Here is a 15,746-nt window from a genome sequence, read left to right as displayed (position 1 = left end):
CGAATCGTGGGTCGGCGCGCCGCTGCGCACCGACCAGCCGATCGACCAGATGCTCCTGCGATACCTGGCCGCGTTCGGCCCGGCGACCGTACGCGACGCGCAGACCTGGTGCGGTCTCACCCGGCTGGCGGAGGTGCTCGACCGGCTCCGGCCCCGCCTGGCCACGTTCCGCGACGAGAACGGCGTCGAACTGTTCGACCTACCCGACGCACCCCGACCCGACCCCCAGGTCAGCGCGCCTGCCCGGTACCTGTACGACTTCGACAACCTGCTGCTGTCTCACCACGACCGGTCCAGGGTGGTCACCGACGGCCTCCGCCAGCAGAACTTCGTCCCGCACGGTCCCGTCCCCCGCCTGGTACTCCTCGACGGCTTCACCGCAGCAACCTGGACGTTCACCACGGCACGAGGCGCGGCGTCCCTGACCGTGCACCCATTCGAACCACTGTCCGCAGCCGACCGCGAGGCATTGACCACCGAGGGCAGCGAGCTGCTGGACCTACTCGCCCCCAAAGCGTCACACGAAATCCGTTTCGCCGCACCGACCTGAGGACCGCACTGCCGACAATGGAGGACACGCTGCCGCGAAATGCGGCAACCCGGGCGGGCAAAGCCGTGCACGGGTCATGGGTCGTTCCTGAGACCGGGGCGCCGAGGCCGACGCCTTCGCGCGCAGGACGCTGCACACACTCTGACCTGTGGAAACCTGGATCTGCGGCAAGGGTGGGTGCGGTTGAGTGCAGCCCGATGCCGTTGGCCGATTCTCAAGGCCGTTCAGGGCACCCGGCTGCTCCCAACCTGCTCCCCCGAATCGCGGGGACCACCGACCGCCGAAGGGTCGTGAGCTGCCGAACGTCCAGGGCTGGACGTCGGTGGAAAGGTTGATCCGGATCCCCGTGTTGCGGACAGTGCCTGGCGGAACGTCAACGCGGTGACACGGTTCAGCTTTCCCACACAGTGCGAGCTCATCACCGCGATGGAAGCTGGCTGGCCACGCGGAGGAGTCAGACGCGACGCGCTCGACGCCGAGCTTGCTGATCGCTACGGCGCCACGCGTACTCCCAGTTTCTGGGTGGCAAGAATGCTCGCTGCGGTCGAGCCGTACCGTCATCCGTCTTGATTGCGCCCAGCGCGCTGAGGTGTCGTGGCCGCGGACTAGGCAGTCGCGGCCGGGGCATACTCGGGCTCGCGACCGTCGCTCGCATTCGTGGCGTTGTTGCGGTCCGCTGTGGAACGCCGTACCACCAGCGCCAGCCCGGCGAGGACGGTCGCGGCTGCGACCAGCTCCGTCGGTCCGACGGGCTCGTCGAGCAGCAGCCACGCCGCGCTGAGCCCGAAGACCGGCACCAGGAGGCTGAACGGCGCCACTCTCGCGATCGAGTACTGGGCGATCAGCCGGTTCCAGATACCGAAGCCGACGAGGGTCGACACGTACGCGACGTACGCCACGGCTAGCAAGCCGCGCCACGACAGACCGGTGATCGCACCCAGCACCGCCTGTCCGCCGTCGACAACGCCGGCCAGGCCGAGCAGCGGCAACGGCGGCACCAGGCTCGACCAGACCAGCAGCGAGAGCGGTCGCGTCTCGTCGCTGGCCCGCATGACCAGGTTTGCCAGGGCCCAACTGGCCGCCGCGAACAGCGTCAGCACGAAGCCGATCACGGAAGCGTGGCCGCCGCTGTAAATCGCCAGCAAGCCGATCCCGACCGATCCGACCAGCACGCCGGCCACCTGCGCCCGCGCCGGCCGCTCGCCCAGCACCGCCGCCGCCAGCAGCACCGACATCAGGGCCTGCGCCTGCAGCACCAGCGAGGCCAGACCGGCCGACATGCCAGCCGCGAGCGCCGTGAACAGCGCGCCGAACTTCAGGACGCCGAGCACCAGCCCGTAGGCGACCACGTAGCGGAGCCGGGCGCTGGGGCGCGGCACCAGGAACACCAGCGGCACCGCCGCCGCGACGAAGCGCAGCGCGGTCAGCACGAGCGGCGGCAGGTCGCGCAGGCCCAGCTCGATGGCGACGAAGTTGACGCCCCAGATCGCGGCGACGAGCAGGGCGAGAAGTCGGTGTGATGCTTTCATGCCGGCTACGCTGCCCGAGGCAACGCTTAAGGACCAGTTCAACGTTCTTCATTGCTGCTGTAGCGTGGCTACATGGATCTTGATGTACGCCGGCTCCGCGTGCTGCACGAAGTCGCGCTGCGCGGCAGCGTCACCGCCGCCGCCGCGGCGCTGCACGTCACTCCGTCGGCGGTCTCTCAGCAGCTCGTCCAGCTTTCCCGAGAGGCCGGGCACGAGCTTGTCGAGCGGGCCGGGCGCGGGATCGTCCTCACCCCGGCCGGCCAGGTTCTGGCCAGCCACGCGAAGGACGTGCTGGGCGCGGTGGAGCAGGCGGTGGCCGGACTCGCCGCGCTCCGCCACGGCGTCAACGGTACGGTGCGGGTCGGCGCGTTCGCGTCCGCAGCCGGCGCGCTGGTGGCTCCCTCCGCCGCCCGCCTACGGGCGAAGCACCCGGAGCTGGATGTGCGGGTGATCGAGGCCGAAGACCAACAGAGCCGCCTCGACCTGCGCTCCGGCACCCTCGATGTGGCGGTGCTGCAGGAATACGACCACGTGCCCGCGCCGCTGGTCGACGACCTGGACCGGCATCCGGTCACCACAGACCCGATGCACCTGATCACCCCGGTCCGGTGGCGTCGTCACACCGGCCGGCTGACCGAGCTGAGCGACGTGCCATGGATCGCCAGCGCCGAGCACACGCCGTGCCTGCGGTCCACATTGCACGCTTGCCGGCTCGCCGGCTTCGAGCCGGACATCCGGCACCGTGCCGTCGACTTCGCGCTCACGCTGGACCTCGTCGCGGCCGGGCTGGGCGCCGCGCTGGTGCCGGAGCTGGCGCTGCGCCACGTGCCACTCGGGGTGCACGTGGAGCCACTGGTCGAGCCGGTCACCGAGCGACGGATCTTCGCAGTCACTCGCGCCCTCGGCGGCACGCCGCAACGGCCCGCGGTGGACGCCCTCCTGGCGGAGCTATGCGGCTCGGCCGGCGTCCCCCGTGGACAGCGCCGGCCGATCATCGCCTGATGTACGGCTGATCTTGGTTCCCAGAACGGCGAAAGGGTCGACCCGATTTGGCGCTCATCACTCCCTGTCACCCTTCGTCAAGGATTGGGCGGGGTTTTCGGTGTAAACGGGGGTGCCACACAGAATCCCGCCAGGTCTGTTCGCCCCCGCTGGCCCTGCCGCCGTGTGGCGCCTGCCTCACGGCATGGGTGCTGACCGAGTCTGTGGCAGCCCTTCCTCGGTCAGCGCAACCGTCAGCCGACTTCACCGACCCGACCACCGCCTGCCTGGTTTAGTGCGGTCAGCAGGTGCACCTGGGTCCCGGTCGGCCCACTGCCGCGCAGTGACTTGCCGTCGACCGCGATCACTCGCCTGCCGGCCCCGGTCAGAACCGCCCGGCTGAGCAGCCAGCGGCACACCGCAGTATCGAGGGCGCCGGCGTCGATACCGGTCAGTACCCGGGACAGGGTGCTGTCGTCAGGCACCCGCCGGGCAACGGTGAACGCGTCGCGGGTTGCACCGAGACGATCCCACGCCGCGTCCGGCAGGTCGGCGGCCCATTCGACGATCTCCGCGACGCGGCTCGATCTCGAAACCACCGCCGCGATCGCGATCGTGAGCAGTCCCGGCAGCGGATGGATCCGGCCGCCGGCGTCCCGCGGGTCCGGAACCCGGGCGAGGGCCTGCAGCAACCCTGGCCTGTCCTGTTTCGGAAGCGGCGAGATGCGCCGCTACACCGATCGCGACTCCTGCGTGACAAGACGCCTTGATAAACAGCGTAAGTCCCGGCTACCAGAACGGCATTGATCGAGGTCTTGACTCTATGCGCCGCCCTGCTCATGATTTACTGCGGCGGTTCAACAGTGAGGGTCAATGTGATGACGCAGGTAGAGCCACCGGCAGGAGGCCCCACATCAGCCGCCACTCTCAGCGAGCTTGGAAAAAATGGCCGACTCGCGCGTGCCGGTTCAGGCACGAGGAATTGGCTGACACGTGGGGCCCATCGGCGGGAACTGAGCATCGCGGGCCTCGGTTCAGTGCTCCTCGCTGTCGCGATGATCTGGCTGATTCCGCCGTACGCGGTTCGCGCGATGACTGCCGGCGCCAGGACTGCGCCGATCGCCGACCCGGCCCACACCATCGTCGGTGACGCGGGTGACCCGACGGCCCAAGCATGGCTGGTGGGATGGGGTGGCCACGCTCTCACCCACGGCCTGCGTGGCCTGTGGGATACCAACGCTTTCTATCCCGACAAGTACGGTCTGGCCCTGAACGACAGCCTGCTCGGCTATGCCCCGGCAGGGCTGATAGGCAGCGGTGTAGTCGGCGCCGTGCTGCGCTACAACATCCTGTTCGTGCTGGCTTTCGCGCTCGCCTTCCTCGGCGGCTACGCGCTCCTGCGCCAACTTGGCGCGAATCAGGTCGCCGCCGCGGTAGCCGGGGCCGCCCTCGCCTACGCGCCTTGGCGCTACGGCCACGCCGGCCATCTGAATATTCTCTCCACCGGTGGCATCACTCTGGCCCTGGCGATGCTGGCGCGCGGCCACGGACTCTCGTTCACCCGCGGCTACCTTCCCGAACGAGTCCGACCGGGATGGGCGTTCGCTGGCTGGCTGGTCGCGGCCTGGCAGGTCAGCCTAGGCTTCGGCGTGGGGCTGGGATTCGTATACGTCCTCGCCGCCCTCTCCCTGATCACACTGACAGCCTGGCTGATCCACCGCCCACGCCTTGGCCTCCGGCTGATCGTCAGTGATCTGATCGGGGGGCTGGTCTTCACCGCGGTGACCGGATACTTCGCTTACGCGTACCAACAAGTCCGCGAGCTCAACCCCACTGTCACCCGGGACTGGGACTACGTCGCGTACTTCTCTCCGACACTGCGCGGACTTCTCGTGGCGCCGCAGTCCTCCCTGCCCTGGGGCACCCTGCACAACGACGCCCGCATCGCTCTTGGTGGGGCACCGACTGAGAAGGTGCTGCTGTGCGGGTACGCACTGTATCTACTGGCCTTCGCCGGCCTCTTCCTGTCCCGCTGGTCACCGACGCAACGGCTTCTGCTGCTGCTTGGGACGGTCGTCGGAGTGCTGCTCGCGCTGGGCACGAACGGGCCGATCTACCGCCTGCTCTATCTTTACGTGCCCGGGTTCGATGGATCCCGTACACCAGGCCGGTTGATCTTGTGGCCCACTCTCTGCCTGGCCATCCTCGCGGCCGGCCTGGTTACCCACCTGGCCGACGTGGCTCGCAGGGGCGCCAAGCCGAAATGGTCGGTGGGAGAGGCACGGCTACTGACCGTTCCGTTGCTGGTCCTCGTGCTCGCTGAGGGCCTGCCTGACCTGGACCACCCCCAAACCCCAGCCAAACCGGCCGCGATGGCGCTAGCCTCCGCGCACGCCCCGATCATGGTATTGCCATCCAACGACGGCATCGACCTCCACGTCCTACTGTGGTCGACCGACGGTTTTCCCGCCATGGTCAACGGTGCGGCCAGCTACACCACACCCAACCGTCAGGCGATCCGCGACGTCATGACGACCTTCCCCAGCCAGCCGGCCTTGGATCAGCTGCACCAGCTCGGCATCCGCAGCGTCGTCCTGCTGCGCGACCGGGTCCAGGGCACCCCATACGAACCACTGCTCAACATCCCCGACGTACCCGGCATCACCCGCCATGACGTCGGGCCAGACGTGGTTTACACCATCGACACCAACACGAAGTGATGTTGGGCGTGCCCTCGCCGTGGGCTTCGGCCTGGCCGGCATCCAGGACGAAGACCTGATCCGTATCACCGGGACCCGGCGGGCGATCGAGGAGTGCTTCCAGGCCGCCAAGACCGAGGTCGGCCTGGACCACTACCAGGTGCGTCGATACGACGCTGGTACCGCCACATGACGCTCGCTCTGTGCGCCCACGCCTACCTCGCCGTCACCGCCGCCCACGCCAAAAACGGGGCGCCGAATCCAATCACGGCCTCACACCCCTCCCCCTCGGCGAGGTCCGACGTCTCCTGGCACACCTGATCACCACCAACCGACCCATCGACCACGCAGATCGATGGCCATGAGGGCGACGCCGACACCAATACCGCGCCAAACCCGCCCACTACCAGCGAAGATTCCAACTCCACCAGGTACGGCTGGAGTACTACGGCAAGGACCAGGGGCCAACTGGCGGTCCTGCCGCAAATCGAAGGCTCATCCGGCCGCCCGATGCAGCGACATCTGCAGCGCTTGACGCGCAATCAAGAGCAGACCTGCCGGTGCGTGCCAAGGACTCGTGGAGTGTCGAGTCGTATCGCACTGCCCGCAGCCCGCTGCACGACTACTCGATCGAACGCCGTCATGCCTCATGGGTGACGTCCGCCGACGTCCAGGCGCTGAACCAGGTCGCGGCGGCAGTGGTATCCCAACAACCCGGACTACCGGATGTGGCGAACGGATCTGCCACGACGGAACCACCCACCGCACTGCTGGAGATCACCTCAATCGGGCCACGAAACGACTGGTTCTTCCCACCCCGGGAATCGGTGGAACGGCTTCTGCTCGCCTTAGCCCTGCACGGGCACGAAGTCGGCGCAAGCGTCGCCACCGAGGCAGGGGTGCCCGCCTGGAACGGCTCGGGACGGTGGAGCGGCCCGATCCAGGCCCCGGCCGGATCGCATCACCCGGTGACTTTGACGGTCGAGTCACTCACCGTCGCTGTCACCACGGCCCGTCGCCTCGCCGCTCGCTGCCACGAGAGCAGGCATGACGGGGTGAACGGCAACTACAGGACCCGTTCGAGCACGAGACCCGCCGCACCGACCCGCGCTGCGACGGGGCAAGACGCAGCATGTGACAGGCCCAGCTATGCACACGTAGCGCGCGTCTGTTCATAGGAACAGGCTGGTGCTGTGAAGCGACGTTGGGGATGGGAAAATAGGAGGGCGCAGTAGCCTCAGGTAGCGCGGATCGGGAGGGAACTGAGAGTGGATGTGAACGTGCCGGAGTCGATGACGCCTTGGCTCCGGGGTCAGACCGATGAGGCAGCGCTTGAGCAGGTGTCGCAGGAACTGACGGTCGGTGATGTGGCGTCACTTGTCGGCGTTACCGTGCGGACCTTGCATCATTGGGATGCAGTGGGTCTGGTTCAGCCCCGAGGCCGCACGCCGGGAGGGTATCGGGCATATTCAGCCGTAGACGTAGGGCGCATCCATCGAGTGCTCGTCTACCAGGAACTCGGGTTCGCCCTGACGAAGATTGCCGCGCTTCTAGACGATCCCGCTGTGGACGAGACGGAACAGCTTCAGCAGCAACGGCGACTGCTCGAAGAGCGGATCACGAGGCTTCGGCAGATGGCTGACGCCGTCGATCAGGTCTTGGCATCGAGCACGGCGGGAGCCACGCTCACCGCGCAGCAGCAGGCGGAGATCTTCGGTCAGGGCTGGCGTGAGGATTGGGCGGAAGAAGCACGCGAACGCTGGGGAGACTCCGACGAGTGGGCGCAGTTCGAGCGGAACGCGGCGGTGTTCTCGGAGGACGACCGGAGACGGATGCAGGCCAATGGTGATGCCCTGTATTCGGAACTCGCGGCAGCGAAACGCTCTGGTGTCGCACCCGGCAGCGATGAGGCCAACGACCTAGCGGAGCAGCATCGAGAGATGATCGGTCAACTCTTCGCCTGCACCCATTCGATGCAGGTGTGCCTTGGACAGCGCTACGTCCAGGACGCACGATTCAGCGCCTACTTCGACGCGCGAGAACCAGAGCTTTCCTCGTGGCTTTCCGAAGTCATCGATGCGAACGCGCTGCGCCACGGCGTCGATCCTGCCAACGCTCGGTGGGAGTAGGCGCGCGCCCTCCCGCATCTTGACCCCGACGTCGCGTGAGGGCCCACGCTTCTGCGCATGGAGGCAGCGACGATTGCGAGCGAGACGCGTGAACCGGCGACGGTGCAAACGATCGACAGCACACGCCACCCGGTCGTTCGGCGCATCGCCGACGTGCTGCGCAACCGCTCCGAGAGACCGAGCATCTTCGTCCTCGACGATCTGGAGAACATCGAGCAGGCCATCGCCTGCGGGGTCGAGGTGGACACCCTGTACCTCTCGGCCTCCGCCGACCCTTCTACGTTCGTCGGCATCGACGCAGACGTGCCGCGCTACGTCCTTGACGACAGTGTGGCGCGAACGCTGTTCGGGGAGCAGAAGCGTTCGCGCGCCTTTGCGCTGGCGCGTGCACCGAGACGTCCCAGACTCCGCGACCTGATCGGAACGACGGGTGACATCATTATCCTCGACGGGGTGCGGATCGTCGGCAACATCGGAGCGATCACGCGGACGGCCTGCGCGCTCGCCGCGGCGGGCATCGTGCTGGTCGACAGCGGCCTGCGCACGATATGGGATCGCCGCCTGATCCGCGCCAGTCGCGGATTGGTGTTCGCGACCCCTGTCGTGCTCGCGACTCGCGCGGAATGCGCCGAGTTCATTCGGCAGGAGGGGCTCGTGCTCGCCGCGCTCTCGGCCGATGCTGTCGAACCGCTGAGCTCGATCCGCACGGCGCGAGAACGTCTCGCGCTCGCGATGGGCAGTGAGCGCGAGGGAGTGTCGCGTGAACTGGATGCGCTGACCACATACCGATACTCGATCCCTATGGCTTCGAACGTGGAGTCCTTGAACGTCTCGGTCACCGCAGGTATCGCCCTCTTCGAGCACAGAACCGGGGAGCACCAGGACTCCCGATTGCGCGAGGTCGGTGGTCGTCTGTGACGGGTCGATGGTCCTTGAGAGCAGTGATCGCGGCTCACCAGGATGTCAGCGACCTCCCGCTCAGGCCTCCGGGGTCAAGGCAGCACATTCCCGAACCCAGCCCGTCCCCGCCCGCATGAGCAAACTAGTCGAAGAGGCCCAGCTCCCGATGGTGGGCGCGAGCCCTCGCATCCCCAAGCCGCACGATGACGCGGTAGTCGGCTTTCGGGATGCTCCACAGGATGCTCTCCGCTGTCGTCGTCATGTTGCGCGCCGCCCTGTCGCTCAGCTCCGGCGCGTGAGCACGGCGATCCGCGAACTCGTGTCATGGGGATTGGTCCGCACGATCCCACAGCCGGGCAGTCGTCGCTTCCTCGTCGAGGCGGCCGACGGATTCGAGCAGCTCCTCGCCGCCAGCCATCAGCGCACTCGTACCTTCACCCGCACGCTGCGTGCTGTCGAGGAACTCACCGAGAACGCCCAAGCGGCGGACCGCCCTCGCGACATCACGGACCTGTTCACGTCCTACGTCGACGCCGGCGAACAAGTCCTCCGCCAACGTCCGCAACGGCACACGAACACACAGGGAAGCTCATGCTGATCTTCATCACCGCCGCCGTTCTTCTCCTCATCGTCGGGGGCGTCGCCTTCGCTGCCCGGCGGACGATGCATCCGCCCGTCCCGCGCCCGGCAACCGGCAAGATCACCGTCGCGGCGATCGGCGACAGCAACACCTATGGCGCAGGTGTGCTGCTCAAGGGCCGCAACAGATGGTCCTATCCGGCCCAGCTCGCCCAGATGCTCGGCGACCGGTACCAGGTGCTCAACTACGGACTGAATCGGCGCACACTTCAGCGCAACGGTGATTGGCCCTATGCCGCGAACCGATTCGCCGAGGCGTCTCTAGGAGCGCGCGCCGACATCGTCCTCATCATGCTGGGAACGAATGACGCACGAGGCGACAATTGGAACGCGAAGGCGTACGAGTCGGAACTCGCCGACTTCGCCGCCCGCTACAGCGCCGACGGCACGTCGACCGTCTACCTCCTGACGCCGCCGGTCGCGTTCTCCAATCGCCGCGCCGTTTCCGAACGCATCGTCGCGGAAGAGGTCGCGCCGATCGTGCGTCGCGTCGCCGAGCAGCACAGCCTCCCGCTCATCGACATCTTCGATGTCACCGAACGAGGCGTCACAACTCACCGCGACGGCATCCACCTTGACGCCGCCGCAAGCAGACTCGTCGCGGAAACGATCGCGGCTACCATCGGTCCCGAACAGGACCGCACGAGCGGATGACTCATCAAGCCTCCCGAGAAATGGTGCGTATGCCTGCTTGGTTGTTCACCCTGCTCGCCGCCGCGTTCGTGCTCTACACCGACGACTACGTGATCGCCGGAGTCCTGCCCGAACTCGCCGCCGATCTGGAAGTCAACGAAGGCCAGGCCGGGCAACTGATCACCGTGTTTTCCCTGAGCGTCGCCATCGCAGCACCGGTCACAGCCGTCGTCCTCGCGGACGTGCCTCGCCGAAGACTGTTCACGACCGCGTTACTGGTCTTCATCGCCGCGAACATCGGCGCAGCGACCACGGAGTCGTTCGCGGTCTTGACGACGCTGCGCGTGGCTGCTGCGCTCGCGGCCGCGGCGATGACCCCGGCGCTGTTCGCGTTCACCGCACGCCACGCACCACCGCAGAAGGTTGGCAGGTACATCGCCATCGTCTCGCTCGGCGTCACCGGATCGATCGCCGCCGGGGTGCCGTTCGGCACCTGGATCGGCGGCACCCTCGGATGGAGAGCCACCTTCGCGACGATGGCCCTCGCCGGTACTCTCGTCCTCATCCTCTTGCTCGATACCCTGCCCCGCTGCGAGGAAACCGACGGCGCGCCACGGCTGGCCGATCAGTTCCGCATCCTGCTGCGGGCTCAGATCTCACTCGGATTGCTGGCGAACTGCCTGCTCATGACCGGCTCGATGATGATGCTCACCTACCTCGCCCCATATCTGTCCGCGACCACGACAGCAGGCATTGAGCAACGCGCACTCGCATTCAGCCTCTCCGGAATCGCAGGCATCGCGGGCATCTGGCTCGGTGGAATCGCCACCGACCGCCTCGGCGCAGACCGAACCCTGTTGATCGGTATCGGTACGATCGTCGCCGCGATGGTCGTGCTCTGGGTGCTCTGGACAGCCAGGCCCGCTCCACTGCCGCTCGTGCTGGTCACGGCGACGCTGTGGGGCGGTATGGCGTTCTGGAACTCGCCAGCAATCCAAGCCCGCCTGCACCACCTCGCCGGTCCTGTCTCCGGGCAAGCCTTGGCGCTGAACACTTCCGGCACTTACCTCGGGGTATCCATCGGAGCCGCGACAGGAGGCACCATCCTCACCACCGCCGGAGTGAGCGCCCTCCCGCTCACGGCAGCAGGCTTCGCGATCGCTGCACTTCTTGTGCTCACCCTCGCCCGCAGCGCTACTCGAATCCCCGCGACTGGCTGATCGTGAGCAAGCCACCTCGTGCGCGAACGACAGCCGCCACCCGTCAAACGCGCAGACCGCTGGTTGACGACCTCGAAGCCAGCGAGACGGCGGCGTTCACCAAGCCGATCCGGGCGCTCAGGTAGTGGAATCCAGGCGTCAAGAATTCCTATTGCCGCGAGAATCCGCACGGTTCCGACTCGTAGCCCATGAAGTCCCCCTTTCCCGCAACACCACGACGGTTGCGTCGGCCTCACGTCCCTTCGTCTGGTAAAGGTTCATCAGCTGGACCTCGCGCGGGTTGAGCGACCTGCGGGAACTGAGTGCGCTTCACCTGCACTGGCTGTCCGCATACGACCCCGAGCAGAACGGCTCCGCGCCGCCGGGCTGGCATCGCGACTTCGCTGACGCCCGGCAGCGGCTCCGTGACTGGGTCGCGGCCTCGGGGACCCGGCGCCCCGGCACAGACCCGACCGGCCGGCTGCGGGGCATCGCCGACACCCTCGCCTCGGCGTTCGCCATCCACACCGGCCGCAACCGGCTCACCCACCGCGCCCGAATGCCCGCCCCGGTGGCCGTCCTCGCCGCACGCCGCCTCGGACCCGGATTCCTCATCTCCGCACCGGAACTCGCCGCCCTCGCCGCCCTGCCGCAGGACCTCGCCGTGCCCGGCCTCGACCGGGCGCGGGCCGCGTCCATGCCGGCACCGGTCGCCGTCCCCGGGCTCCGGCAAGACCACCCTGCTGGTCAACATGGCCCTCGACGACATCAAGGCAGGCCGCGGCACCGTCGTCATCGACCCGCACGGCGACCTCGTCCTGGACATCCTCGACCGGCTCCCCGCAGGCATCGCCGACCGCGTCGTGCTCTTCGACCCCGACCAGGACAACCCGCCGACGCTGAATCTCCTCGAAGGCGACGACCCCGACCTGGTCGTCGACAACCTCGTGTCGATCTTCGGGAACATCTTCGCCAAGGCGTGGGGGCCGCGGATGGACGACGTCATGCGAGTGGCCTGCCTGACTCTGCTGCGCCACAACAACGTCACCCTGCAGCACATCCCCCCGCTGCTCAACAGCCCCCAATTCCGCTCGGCGATGACGGTGGACCTCGACGACCCGGCCGGGCTCAGCGGCTTCTGGCAGTGGTACGACAGCCTCGACGACAGCCTCCGCTCGCAGGTCATCGAACCGGTCCTCGCCCGGCTGCGCGCGTTCCTACTGCGCGATTTCGTCAAACGCACCATGCGCTACCCGAAGTCGAGCTTCGACATGGGCCGCGTCCTCGACGGCGGAGTGCTGCTCATCCGCATCCCCAAGGGCGTGCTCGGCGAGGACACCAGCCGGCTGCTCGATGCTGCTGCGCGAGGTGATGACCCCGACGCCGCTGCGCGACGAGTGGAGCGAGGACACACGGTGGTGCTATCCGGGGATCCGCGCACAGGTCGTGGTGACGTGGCTGCGAAAGAACTGGCGGGTATGCAGTACCTGTTGGCCACGAGACCCTGGCCTCGGCCCTGGGTCCTCCACGGGTAAGGCCGGGAACGGTAGACCGAATCGGCCGGAGAGCAATGACCTCCGAGATGCGCGCGGAACACCGCCTCCGGCCGTTCGGGTCGGCGTGGCCTTCCGATGTCAGATCCGGGTCATGGTGGAGGCGTATCCGCCTCCACCGGGGTAGGTCCATGCGCCGGTAACCGTGGTGTCGTCGGCGCTGAACGTGCCCTCGTAGTAGGCGGGACCGCCCTTCGCGCCAGCCCAGATGGTCAGCTTGTCGCCGACGAGTTCGTAGACGTAGTCGAAAGTGTTGCCGGCCGCGTCGTAGAACCGCGACACCACGTCCGCACCGACCGGCTCGCCGAACGGGTGTAGGTGTCCGATGACCTCCAAGCCGGTGACCGGTTGCCCGAACTGGCTGAGTTCCACGTGCTGGAGCAAGAAGAACCGGCCGGCCATCCACTCGTACCGCACGGTTCCCTCGGCGCCGCCGGTCACCGACCAGGTGCCGACCAGACGGTCCAGGGCCTGCAGTTCGACGCTCGGCTCGGTGTTCTCAGACATCGTGTCCTCCTTGGTGAATGCTTGCCGGTACCTCGAAGGCGGCACCCACGCTTTGACACCCACTGGGCGTAACTCAGGTCACATCGTGGTCGTGTCGGAATCCCCGGATCGGCCACGAGGTAGCGGCAGGAACTCACCAAGGAGGAAGTCATGGCCCCCGTCGCCGCCACCGTTCCCGCCGTCCGCCGCTCGTCTGACCGGCTGCTCCTCGCCGGCGCCCTTGCCGGGCCGGTCTTCTTCGCCTCGGCCGTGACGCAGATGCTCACTCGTGAGGGCTACAACATCACGCGGCACCCGATCAGCCAGCTCGCCACCGGTAGCCTCGGCTGGATCCAGATCACCACGTTCGTGCTCGCCGGTCTCGGCGGCCTGGCGCTCGCCGCCGGTATCCGGCGCACGCTCACCGAGGGAACCGGCCGGCGTGTGCTGCCGATCTTCGTCGGGATCTTCGGTGCCGGTCTCGTCGCGGCCGGCGTGTTCACCATGGATCCGGAGCGCGGCTTCCCGGTCGGGACCCCCGACGGGCCGGTCGACCAGATGTCCTGGCACAGCATCGCGCATTCGGCCGCGGCCGCCATCGCCTTCACCGCACTGGCCATCGCCGCCATCGTGCTGACCGTCCGCCACGTCCGTCGTCGGGCCGCGCTGCCGGCGGTGCTGAACGGCGTCGCCGCGCTCATCCTGCTGCTGCCCATGTCGCCGAGCCACATGAGCATCCAGATCGCCGTGAACGGCCTGGTCGCCTTCACCTGGACGACGGTCCTCGCCCTCTCCCTGCACCGTTCGTCCTGACCGGCGTAACGTGATCTCCCGCGCAACAACAAGGATGACCATGAAGTATCTGCTGCTCAGCTACACGCCGGCCGCCGCCTGGGACGCCGCGACCGCCGACACCCCGTCCAAGGAGGCGCTGGCCGCGTTCGCCGCGTACCAGCAGTTCGAACAGGAACTGATCAAGACCGGCGAGTTCGTCAGCAGCGAGGGTCTTGGCCACCCGGCCATCAGCACGACGGTCCGCAAGAGCCCGGCCGGCGTGGTGGCGACCGACGGGCCATTCATCGAGCTCAAGGAGGTCCTGGCCAGCTTCGCGGTGATCGACGTGGCCAGCCAGGAACGCGCCGTCGAGATCGTCTCGAGGATGGTCGAGGTGCTGGGAGAACCAGTGGAGATCCGGCCGATCATGGGCACGGACTTCGCGGCATGACCGATTCAGCTGAATGCTGCCATCCGGAAGCGACAAACCGGGAGGGCACAAGAACGGCAGACCCGGCGTGACGCCGGACGTCGAGCACCTGCTGCGCACGGAGGCGCCGCAGGTGCTCGGCGCGTTGGTGCGGCGCTTCGGCCACTTCGACATCGCCGAGGATGCGGTACAGGAAGCACTGCTCGTCGCGAGCCGGACGTGGCCGACCAACGGCGTGCCGGAGAACCCGCGCAGCTGGCTGATCCGGATCGGCTACCGGCGAATGGTCGATCTGCTCCGCACCGACCAGGCCCGACGCCGGCGCGAGCAGCACGCGGGCATGACCGAGCTGGCGATGCAGGACCCGGCCCGCCAGGCGCACCCTCCGCTGGAGACCGACGACAGTCTCACGCTCCTGCTGCTGTGCTGCCATCCTGCGCTGAGCCCCAGCTCCCAGGTGGCGCTCACTCTGCGCGCGGTCGGCGGCCTGACGACCGCGGAGATCGCACACGCCCACGGGACGACCGAGAGCACCATGGGTGCGCGGATCAGCCGCGCCAAGCAGCAACTGGCCCGTGCCGGCGCCCGCTTCACCCCGCCCACCGACGCCGATCGGGACAGTCGGATGAACGCCGTGATGCAGGTGCTGTACCTGATCTTCAATGAGGGCTACACGGCCTCCACCGGCGACGAGCTCGCCCGCATCGACCTGACCCGCGAAGCGATCCGGCTGACCCGCATGCTCCGCGACTCTCTGCCGGACGACCCCGAGGTGATCGGTCTGCTCGCACTGATGCTGCTCACCGAGTCGCGGCGCACTGCCCGTACCGACGGCGACGAGCTGGTGCGGCTCGACGAGCAGGATCGGACACAGTGGAATACCGCCCTGATCCGCGAGGGCACGGAACTGATCGACAGCGTCTGGCACCGACGCGAGATCGGCACGTACCAGTTACAGGCGGCGATCGCCGCCGTGCATGCCGCGACCACGTCGCCGGAACAGACGGACTGGCCACAGATCGCGGCACTGTACCTGTGGCTCGAAAGGCTCAACCCGACCGCGCCGGTACGTCTGAGCCGGGTGGTCGCGGTCGCCCACGCCTACGGGCCGGCCCGAGGACTGGCGCTGCTCGACGACCTCAACCGGCGCTACCAGCTCGATCAGGAACCCCTGACCCGACAACGGGAACGCGCCGTGCGCGCCCACCTGCTCGAGATGACCGGCAACCCGAGCAGCGCCAGTC

General features: G+C 67.7%; 14 protein-coding genes and 2 pseudogenes. 13 read left to right on the top strand and 3 right to left on the bottom strand.

Annotation, left to right across the window (positions count from 1 at the left end; translation table 11 throughout):
• Positions 1 to 550 (top strand): crosslink repair DNA glycosylase YcaQ family protein (locus KBX53_RS04920; RefSeq protein WP_210857944.1); only part of this gene is annotated, 550 nt, incomplete at its 5' end.
• A 605-nt stretch (positions 551 to 1,155) separates the two neighbouring features.
• Here the strand turns inward: KBX53_RS04920 and KBX53_RS04915 are convergent.
• Entirely contained in the window at positions 1,156 to 2,079 is a 924-nt protein-coding gene (locus tag KBX53_RS04915; RefSeq protein WP_210857943.1) for an EamA family transporter, read from the bottom strand.
• Between the two features lie 72 nt (positions 2,080 to 2,151).
• On the opposite strand from KBX53_RS04915, the gene KBX53_RS04910 reads away from it, so the two are divergent.
• Positions 2,152 to 3,081, top strand: a complete 930-nt coding sequence (locus KBX53_RS04910; RefSeq protein WP_030331001.1) for a LysR family transcriptional regulator — start codon at positions 2,152 to 2,154, stop codon at positions 3,079 to 3,081.
• Positions 3,082 to 3,314: 233 nt separating this feature from the next.
• Here KBX53_RS04910 and KBX53_RS04905 read toward each other — a convergent pair whose 3' ends face one another.
• On the bottom strand, positions 3,315 to 3,752 hold the full coding sequence (locus KBX53_RS04905) for a transposase family protein (protein ID WP_247675117.1): 438 nt from the start codon (positions 3,750 to 3,752) through the stop codon (positions 3,315 to 3,317).
• Between the two features lie 363 nt (positions 3,753 to 4,115).
• On the opposite strand from KBX53_RS04905, the gene KBX53_RS04900 reads away from it, so the two are divergent.
• The 8 genes and pseudogenes from KBX53_RS04900 to KBX53_RS04865 form a co-directional block, all read left to right on the top strand.
• Positions 4,116 to 5,780: a hypothetical protein gene (locus tag KBX53_RS04900; RefSeq protein ID WP_247675116.1), complete on the top strand. Its 1,665-nt coding sequence runs from the start codon at positions 4,116 to 4,118 to the stop codon at positions 5,778 to 5,780.
• A gap of 52 nt (positions 5,781 to 5,832) precedes the next feature.
• Positions 5,833 to 6,080, top strand: a pseudogene (locus tag KBX53_RS36170) (IS701 family transposase); the annotation flags it as partial.
• A 947-nt stretch (positions 6,081 to 7,027) separates the two neighbouring features.
• Positions 7,028 to 7,888, top strand: a complete 861-nt coding sequence (locus tag KBX53_RS04890; RefSeq protein WP_209444534.1) for a MerR family transcriptional regulator — start codon at positions 7,028 to 7,030, stop codon at positions 7,886 to 7,888.
• A 57-nt stretch (positions 7,889 to 7,945) separates the two neighbouring features.
• Positions 7,946 to 8,806, top strand: a complete 861-nt coding sequence (locus tag KBX53_RS04885) for a TrmH family RNA methyltransferase (RefSeq protein WP_210857942.1) — start codon at positions 7,946 to 7,948, stop codon at positions 8,804 to 8,806.
• 277 nt (positions 8,807 to 9,083) lie between these two features.
• Complete coding sequence (locus KBX53_RS04880; RefSeq protein WP_209444535.1) at positions 9,084 to 9,386, top strand: hypothetical protein; 303 nt, start codon at positions 9,084 to 9,086, stop codon at positions 9,384 to 9,386.
• Complete coding sequence (locus tag KBX53_RS04875) at positions 9,380 to 10,081, top strand: GDSL-type esterase/lipase family protein (protein ID WP_030331011.1); 702 nt, start codon at positions 9,380 to 9,382, stop codon at positions 10,079 to 10,081. Before KBX53_RS04880 ends, KBX53_RS04875 begins: the two co-directional genes overlap by 7 nt.
• 41 nt (positions 10,082 to 10,122) lie before the next feature.
• Positions 10,123 to 11,280 carry an MFS transporter gene (locus KBX53_RS04870; RefSeq protein ID WP_209444536.1) on the top strand — a complete coding sequence of 386 codons (1,158 nt, stop codon included), beginning with the start codon at positions 10,123 to 10,125 and terminating at the stop codon, positions 11,278 to 11,280.
• Between the two features lie 433 nt (positions 11,281 to 11,713).
• Positions 11,714 to 12,611 (top strand): annotated as a pseudogene (locus KBX53_RS04865) (type VI secretion protein); the annotation flags it as partial.
• Positions 12,612 to 12,893: 282 nt separating this feature from the next.
• Here the strand turns inward: KBX53_RS04865 and KBX53_RS04860 are convergent.
• Positions 12,894 to 13,319 carry a hypothetical protein gene (locus KBX53_RS04860; protein ID WP_030331017.1) on the bottom strand — a complete coding sequence of 142 codons (426 nt, stop codon included), beginning with the start codon at positions 13,317 to 13,319 and terminating at the stop codon, positions 12,894 to 12,896.
• Positions 13,320 to 13,469: 150 nt separating this feature from the next.
• Here KBX53_RS04860 and KBX53_RS04855 point away from each other — a divergent pair, with 150 nt between their 5' ends.
• The 3 genes from KBX53_RS04855 to KBX53_RS04845 form a co-directional block, all read left to right on the top strand.
• The gene (locus KBX53_RS04855) at positions 13,470 to 14,111 is read left to right on the top strand and encodes a DUF998 domain-containing protein (protein WP_030331020.1); all 642 of its coding nucleotides are present in this window, start codon (positions 13,470 to 13,472) and stop codon (positions 14,109 to 14,111) included.
• Positions 14,112 to 14,151: 40 nt separating this feature from the next.
• A complete protein-coding gene (locus KBX53_RS04850; protein WP_030331021.1) occupies positions 14,152 to 14,523 on the top strand; it encodes a YciI family protein in 372 nt (123 codons plus the stop codon).
• 67 nt (positions 14,524 to 14,590) lie between these two features.
• The coding region (locus KBX53_RS04845; RefSeq protein ID WP_210857941.1) for an RNA polymerase sigma factor at positions 14,591 to 15,746 on the top strand (1,156 nt) is incomplete at its 3' end.

Origin of the sequence: Micromonospora sp. M51, assembly GCF_018070305.1 — a bacterium.
Lineage (GTDB): Bacteria > Actinomycetota > Actinomycetes > Mycobacteriales > Micromonosporaceae > Micromonospora > Micromonospora parva.
The sequence above is the reverse complement of the archived record's forward strand: the minus strand, read 5'-3'. Positions and strand labels throughout refer to the sequence as shown.

What these genes read in the sequence shown, in the direction of transcription:
- KBX53_RS04860 (WP_030331017.1), bottom strand. Translation starts at nt 13,319, where the DNA reads ATGTCTGAGAACACCGAGCCGAGCGTCGAACTGCAGGCCCTGGACCGT.
- KBX53_RS04915 (WP_210857943.1), bottom strand. Translation starts at nt 2,079, where the DNA reads ATGAAAGCATCACACCGACTTCTCGCCCTGCTCGTCGCCGCGATCTGG.
- KBX53_RS04885 (WP_210857942.1), top strand. Translation starts at nt 7,946, where the DNA reads ATGGAGGCAGCGACGATTGCGAGCGAGACGCGTGAACCGGCGACGGTG.
- KBX53_RS04900 (WP_247675116.1), top strand. Translation starts at nt 4,116, where the DNA reads ATGATCTGGCTGATTCCGCCGTACGCGGTTCGCGCGATGACTGCCGGC.
- KBX53_RS04875 (WP_030331011.1), top strand. Translation starts at nt 9,380, where the DNA reads ATGCTGATCTTCATCACCGCCGCCGTTCTTCTCCTCATCGTCGGGGGC.
- KBX53_RS04855 (WP_030331020.1), top strand. Translation starts at nt 13,470, where the DNA reads ATGGCCCCCGTCGCCGCCACCGTTCCCGCCGTCCGCCGCTCGTCTGAC.
- KBX53_RS04910 (WP_030331001.1), top strand. Translation starts at nt 2,152, where the DNA reads ATGGATCTTGATGTACGCCGGCTCCGCGTGCTGCACGAAGTCGCGCTG.
- KBX53_RS04850 (WP_030331021.1), top strand. Translation starts at nt 14,152, where the DNA reads ATGAAGTATCTGCTGCTCAGCTACACGCCGGCCGCCGCCTGGGACGCC.